Annotated in this window: 7 protein-coding genes; 2 read left to right on the forward strand and 5 right to left on the reverse strand. The window is 40.7% G+C overall.

The window, feature by feature from the left end; translation table 11 throughout:
- Window positions 1-182: 182 nt before the first annotated feature.
- Complete coding sequence (locus tag IM322_RS04110; RefSeq protein WP_287672717.1) at window positions 183-551, forward strand: hypothetical protein; 369 nt, start codon at window positions 183-185, stop codon at window positions 549-551.
- Window positions 548-1,561, forward strand: coding sequence for a CAF17-like 4Fe-4S cluster assembly/insertion protein YgfZ (gene ygfZ / locus IM322_RS04115; RefSeq protein WP_287672718.1), 1,014 nt, complete (start codon window positions 548-550; stop codon window positions 1,559-1,561). Before IM322_RS04110 ends, ygfZ begins: the two co-directional genes overlap by 4 nt.
- 195 nt (window positions 1,562-1,756) lie before the next feature.
- On the opposite strand, the gene IM322_RS04120 is transcribed toward ygfZ, so the two are convergent.
- The 5 genes from IM322_RS04120 to IM322_RS04140 all read right to left on the reverse strand — a co-directional run.
- Window positions 1,757-3,415 carry an NAD+ synthase gene (locus tag IM322_RS04120; RefSeq protein ID WP_287672719.1) on the reverse strand — a complete coding sequence of 553 codons (1,659 nt, stop codon included), beginning with the start codon at window positions 3,413-3,415 and terminating at the stop codon, window positions 1,757-1,759.
- Between the two features lie 12 nt (window positions 3,416-3,427).
- A complete protein-coding gene (locus tag IM322_RS04125; RefSeq protein ID WP_287672720.1) occupies window positions 3,428-4,156 on the reverse strand; it encodes an NUDIX hydrolase in 729 nt (242 codons plus the stop codon).
- On the reverse strand, window positions 4,153-4,719 hold the full coding sequence (locus IM322_RS04130) for a nicotinate-nucleotide adenylyltransferase (protein WP_287672721.1): 567 nt from the start codon (window positions 4,717-4,719) through the stop codon (window positions 4,153-4,155). Before IM322_RS04130 ends, IM322_RS04125 begins: the two co-directional genes overlap by 4 nt.
- 240 nt (window positions 4,720-4,959) lie before the next feature.
- Window positions 4,960-5,370 carry an RES family NAD+ phosphorylase gene (locus IM322_RS04135; RefSeq protein ID WP_287672723.1) on the reverse strand — a complete coding sequence of 137 codons (411 nt, stop codon included), beginning with the start codon at window positions 5,368-5,370 and terminating at the stop codon, window positions 4,960-4,962.
- Between the two features lie 41 nt (window positions 5,371-5,411).
- Window positions 5,412-5,519: transposase (locus tag IM322_RS04140; protein ID WP_287672724.1), on the reverse strand; the 108-nt coding region annotated here is incomplete at its 5' end.

The raw sequence follows: 5,519 nt of genomic DNA on the forward strand, positions 1-5,519 counted from the left end.
AGGGCATACCGGAACCTTTGGGCTAGATCCAATAAACGCTTGGGGAGAGAATACCTCTACTTTTTCAGAAGCAATTCTGTCTTTCGCAAGTAATCTCTGTGAACCAAGAATCCCCGTCTCTTTAGAGCGGGGAGTGTCAATTAATACCCAAATCTGATCACTGATAACTGATCACTGATAAGATGAATCCAAAATTTAAAGATATTACTGCTTGGGAACAGGCACAATTATTAATGCAACCGGCATTTATTCGGGTGCTGGATAATCTGCGTAAACAGTTAGAAAATTCCCTCTGGAAAGGAACCTATACAGAAATTCAAGATCCCTATCCCAGTTATCTGCTCTGTTTGACTTATCTCGATCGCTCCGTTACTGTAAATATTTGGGAACTTTGTTTTCAAGTCTGTTTTCTCGATTATCCCACCGATGAAGGAGAGAGCGTCGTCATCGATACCAGTCTCCTCGACCCCACCGGTGAACTAGATTGGCAGAGTTTGGAAACGAAAACCGAGCGTATTATTAACCGATTATTCGCTAATTTACCCCAATGAAAGCAGCGTTAGAAACGATCAAGGCAGAGTATGCCGCTAATTTTCTGAAAAATTACAGTAATGATCCCCAAAATTTAGCATCCCAAACAATTTTAATCGATCGCTCCGATTGGGGTTTATTAGAATTAAAAGGCCAAGACCGACTGCGTTTTCTCCACAATCAAACCAGTAACGCTATCGAGCGCCTGAAACCGGGTCAGGGTTGTGAGACAATTTTCCTTAACTCTACCGGTCGTACCCTCGATTTTGTCACAGTTTACGCCAGCGATGATTCCCTCCTCATCCTCGTTTCTCCCCAACGTCGTCAATTTTTACTGGAATTGATCGATCGCTATATTTTCCCCTTCGATAAGGTGGAAATTAGCGACTTAACCGATAATTTTGGCATTTTCACCCTAATTGGTACTGAAAGCGGGCAATACCTGCAAAAAATCGCCATTCCAGAGCAGATTTTAACGGGGGTGCAGCATAGTCATTATCTCCTTTCTCAACCCGCCCTGAGACTGGCCGTCGGCACCGGCTTAGACTTACCCGGATATACTTTAATCGTTGCCGCCGCCGAAGCCGGTCCCCTCTGGGAAAATTTAATTAAAAATGGCGTTACTCCCGCCGATGCACAGGTGTGGGAATACCTGAGAATCCATCAGGGCCGACCGGCAGTCGATCGAGAATTAACCGAAGATTATAACCCTTTAGAGGCCGGTTTATGGCGAGCGCTCGTTTTTGATAAGGGTTGTTATATTGGTCAAGAAACTATCGCCCGTCTCAACACCTATAAAGGCATAAAACAAAGACTTTGGGGCATAAAACTCAGCCAACCCGTCCCCAGCAATACCCCGATTATTTTAGAAGCGCAAAAAGTCGGTTTACTCACCAGTGTGCTGGAGGATTTTGGCTTGGGTTATGTGAAAACAAAAGCGGGAGGAGAGGGTTTGAAAGTACAAATCGGCGAGGCAACAGGAGAATTAATCCCTTTACCCTTCCTCTCTCACGAATACCCCTTTCAGTGAACAGTGAACAGTAATCAGTAATCAGTAAACAGTAAACAGTGACCAGTAATCAGTAAACAGTAAACAGTGAAAAGACAGTAGGAAATTTCTATTTAACACTGCTCACTTGAAAACTCAAATCTGATAACTGATAACTGATAACTGATAACTGATAACTAATAACTAATAACTGATAACTGATAACTGAAAAAGTCCCTAACCCCAGCGACTAGCGATGGGCATTCGCCAACCAGTGCCAAAAGCGCGATCGCTAATTTTTAGGCCCGGGGGAGCTTGTTTGCGCTTAAATTCGGCATTTTTAACTAATTTAATCACTTTCTGCACAATTTCAGGCTCAAAACCGGCGGCGATAATTTGTTCGGCGGATTGATGGCGATCGATTAATAGTGCTAAAATAGCATCTAAAATCTCGTAGGGAGGCAAAGAATCTTGATCCTTCTGATTGGGTTTTAATTCAGCACTAGGAGCTTTATTAATCACATTGAGGGGAATAATTTCCCCGTGCCGATTTAACCAGCGACAGAGGGAATAAACCCTGGTTTTCGGCACATCAGCAATCACTGCTAAACCACCATTCATATCACCGTAGAGGGTGCAATATCCCACCGCCATTTCTGATTTATTGCCAGTGGATAATAGTAAATGCCCGAATTTATTGGAGAGGGCCATTAATAAATTACCGCGAATGCGTGACTGAAGATTTTCTTCAGCAATACCGAAATCAGTCCCAGCAAAAAGCCGCTCTAAAAGTTGATCATAAGCGGTCATAATTTCTTTAATTGCTAACTTCTCACTTTTGATACCTAAATTATTAACTAAAGCTACGGCATCGCTAATGGAATGGTCGGAACTATAGGGAGAAGGCATCATCACAGCGAGAACATTTTCTTTACCTAATGCGTCGGTGGCAATAGCGGCAACTAAACTGGAATCAATGCCACCACTCAAGCCAAAAATTACCCGTTTAAAACCGCATTTCTGCACATAATCTCGCACTCCTAAGACTAAAGCTCGATAAATTTCCTCATCTTCATCGATGGGTAAAGGATGAATAACTGCGGGTAACAAATCTTGATTAAACTCGATCAATTCTAGGCTAGAAGTAAATGCTTGGGCGCGATAAATCACTTCTCCTTGTCTGTTAAAAGCAACGCTATCACCATCAAAAATTAAATCATCATTACCTCCCACTTGATTGACATAAACTATAGGTAAATTATATCTAGTGGCACTATGGGATAATAAAGATTCTCGCAATTTTTGCTTACCGACACTGTAGGGAGAAGCGGAAAGATTAACGATTAAATCCACTCCCAAATTAGCTAAATCGGCGATGGGATTAACCGCGTATTGACGCTGACCCCAAAATTGTTCATCATTCCAAACATCTTCACAGATAGTCACACCGATTTTAAAATTATTTTCTGTTAGTTGAAAATATTGACTTTCTTTCCCGGAAGCAAAGTAACGATCCTCATCAAAAACATCATAGGTAGGCAATAAACGTTTAGTAAAAATTTGTTTAATCTCTTGACTTTTTACCAAAGCTATGCTATTAAATAACGGCTTTTCTCCCCGGACTGTTGCTGAGGAATTTTTTTCGACAAAACCGACTAATACAGCTAATTTTTCTGGTAATTCTTGGGACAATAATTGCAATTGTCGAGACATTTTCTCAACAAAACCCAGATTTAATAATAAGTCTCTGGGAGGATAACCACAGAGGGATAATTCCGGGGTTAAAAGTAATTCCGCTCCCCGATTAAATGCCGTTTGAGCAGCCTCTAAAATCCTTTCGGCATTTCCTTCGATATCTCCAACAATGAGATTTAATTGAGCGATAGCAATTCTCATATTTTTTCCTATTTAAACAAAAACTAACGGTTGCTCTTTAAAGGGAGCAAAAGCTTCTTCATCAAAGCGATATAAACTAGCAGGACGACCGGCACCACGAGAGACTTTTAAACCCATATCTTTGAGAAATCCTAATTTCAAGAGCCGATTTCTGAAGTTGGAATAATCACTAAAATTTTTACCTAAAATTGTCTCATAAAATTGATAAAGATCATTTAAAGTAAATAATTCTGGTAAAACCTCAAAAGCGACGGGACTATATTCTACTTTATTGCGTAATCTTCGCCAGCCATATTCTAAAATTTGACCGTGATTAAAGGCTAAATTTGGCACTTTATCAATCATATACCAAGTGATATTATAATCCCGTTCAGTGATTAATTTTGCTTCTTCAAACCGCACTAAAGCGAAGTAACTCACCGATAGATAACGTTTCCCAAAACTCTCGGCCGCTGCTGGGAAATCTCCCTCTGGACCGCCAAAAGTATATAACTGTTCTAGATAGAGATTATTGACGCTAATTTTCTCGGCTAAAATTCGATAGGCTGCCGTTTCCAGTGATTCCCCATTTCTCACTAAAGTACCGGGTAAACTCCAGTAATTACTAAAGGGTTCTTCCCGTCTTTTAATCAGAAGCACTAGCAGCCGATTTAATTGGGTATCAACGGAAAAGATCACGTTATCAACTCCGACTTTAAAATCAGCTAGAGATTTATTAGCTAGGGTTTTTGGCAGCTTCATGGGTAAAGTTTTTGACCTTCAATATAATCTTTAATCGGTGCGGGAACAGCCTGTTTATCGCCTTTTTCTCGATAATCTGTTGAGGATACAGCCGGAGCAAAGACATCGGCAATCAGACAATCACCTCCTAATTTTTCCAGTTGTTCAATATCATCTTGTTTAATAGGATAGCCGGGACGAGGAATCACGAGAATTTTGACTTTTTCTAGCAATTCTCGGCTGCGATACCAGTGCCGAATTTGTCCGGCTAAATCGGAACCAATGACTAGGGTATATTCCTCCTGTTCTCCCCAAATTGCTTGCGCTTTTTCCACACTAATTAAGCTCCGTTGATCGCTTAATTCTCGTCGCAGTTGTATATTATCTCTTGGGGGTTGAATATCCCCGATGAGTAAATTTAACATCCTCAGACGATGTTCGAGACTGGTTTGATGATTTTTAAAGGGATTATCGGCAGCCCAAACCGCAACGATATCGTACTGTTCCGATAACCATTTTAGTATGGCTTGATGACCGGCAGTAGGAGGATCGGCACTGGTTCCAAAAAGGGCAATTTTAAGCATAGGATTCAATTACTTGCTCCCTGAGGGATTAGTTTAAGTCTGCTCAAGCTTGGCAAAGATTAACTTCTCCCCATTATAGTTGATTTTACCAAAATAGGGCAAGAGGATCAGTAATCAGTAATCAGTGATCAGTGATCAGTGAAGTTTTGCGACGAGTGGGCTGCTATTAACTTAACAGAAAATTCCCTAACACTTGGCCGTTCTGAATAGGGGAGATTGCGTCTAATTGCAAAAAGATACTTATTCTTGAAGAAGAGCATAATCATAATGCTCCAAAATTTTATCTAAACAGGATGGATTATCATCATATAAATTACCTAAGTTGTCTTCTTGCAAATGGTTTCTAACCCGATCAAAAAGCCCAACGGAATAGACACTATCATCATGACGAGAACGGTATCTAATCCCATCTACTCCTTGGGGATGTCCCCAAATTGCCCGCCCCCAAGTCCGACAATATTCATAATCACCGGAAGAAATGCGGGCATCTATTCCTATACGAACAAGGGCCGGCCCCGTTAAGTCGGCCAACAGTAAAGCGCGATCGCTTCTAATTCTAAAAAGATTTCTATTTCTTAGGGCTGTAACGGTTACGGCTCCGTCAAATGTTCGCCCAAAACATTCAATAAAGGTACTGTACTCATCACCCACATAGAGAAGCGGCTCTTCTGGTTTTCGTGTGTTAATTTTTGTTATGAATTAAAGCAAGCAAACAGCTTAAGTCGAAGATGTTCAAAATTGGTAAATCCATAACTTATTCTTTTAATAAGCTTTATTTTGGTATTCATTCCCTCAATTAA

The sequence above is a fragment of the Microcystis sp. M109S1 genome (assembly GCF_020247025.1).
Taxonomy (GTDB): Bacteria; Cyanobacteriota; Cyanobacteriia; order Cyanobacteriales; family Microcystaceae; genus Microcystis.

Coding starts and splice junctions, on each gene's coding strand:
- IM322_RS04110 (WP_287672717.1), top strand. CDS start 183: ATGAATCCAAAATTTAAAGATATTACTGCTTGGGAACAGGCACAATTA.
- ygfZ (WP_287672718.1), top strand. CDS start 548: ATGAAAGCAGCGTTAGAAACGATCAAGGCAGAGTATGCCGCTAATTTT.
- IM322_RS04120 (WP_287672719.1), bottom strand. CDS start 3,415: ATGAGAATTGCTATCGCTCAATTAAATCTCATTGTTGGAGATATCGAA.
- IM322_RS04125 (WP_287672720.1), bottom strand. CDS start 4,156: ATGAAGCTGCCAAAAACCCTAGCTAATAAATCTCTAGCTGATTTTAAA.
- IM322_RS04130 (WP_287672721.1), bottom strand. CDS start 4,719: ATGCTTAAAATTGCCCTTTTTGGAACCAGTGCCGATCCTCCTACTGCC.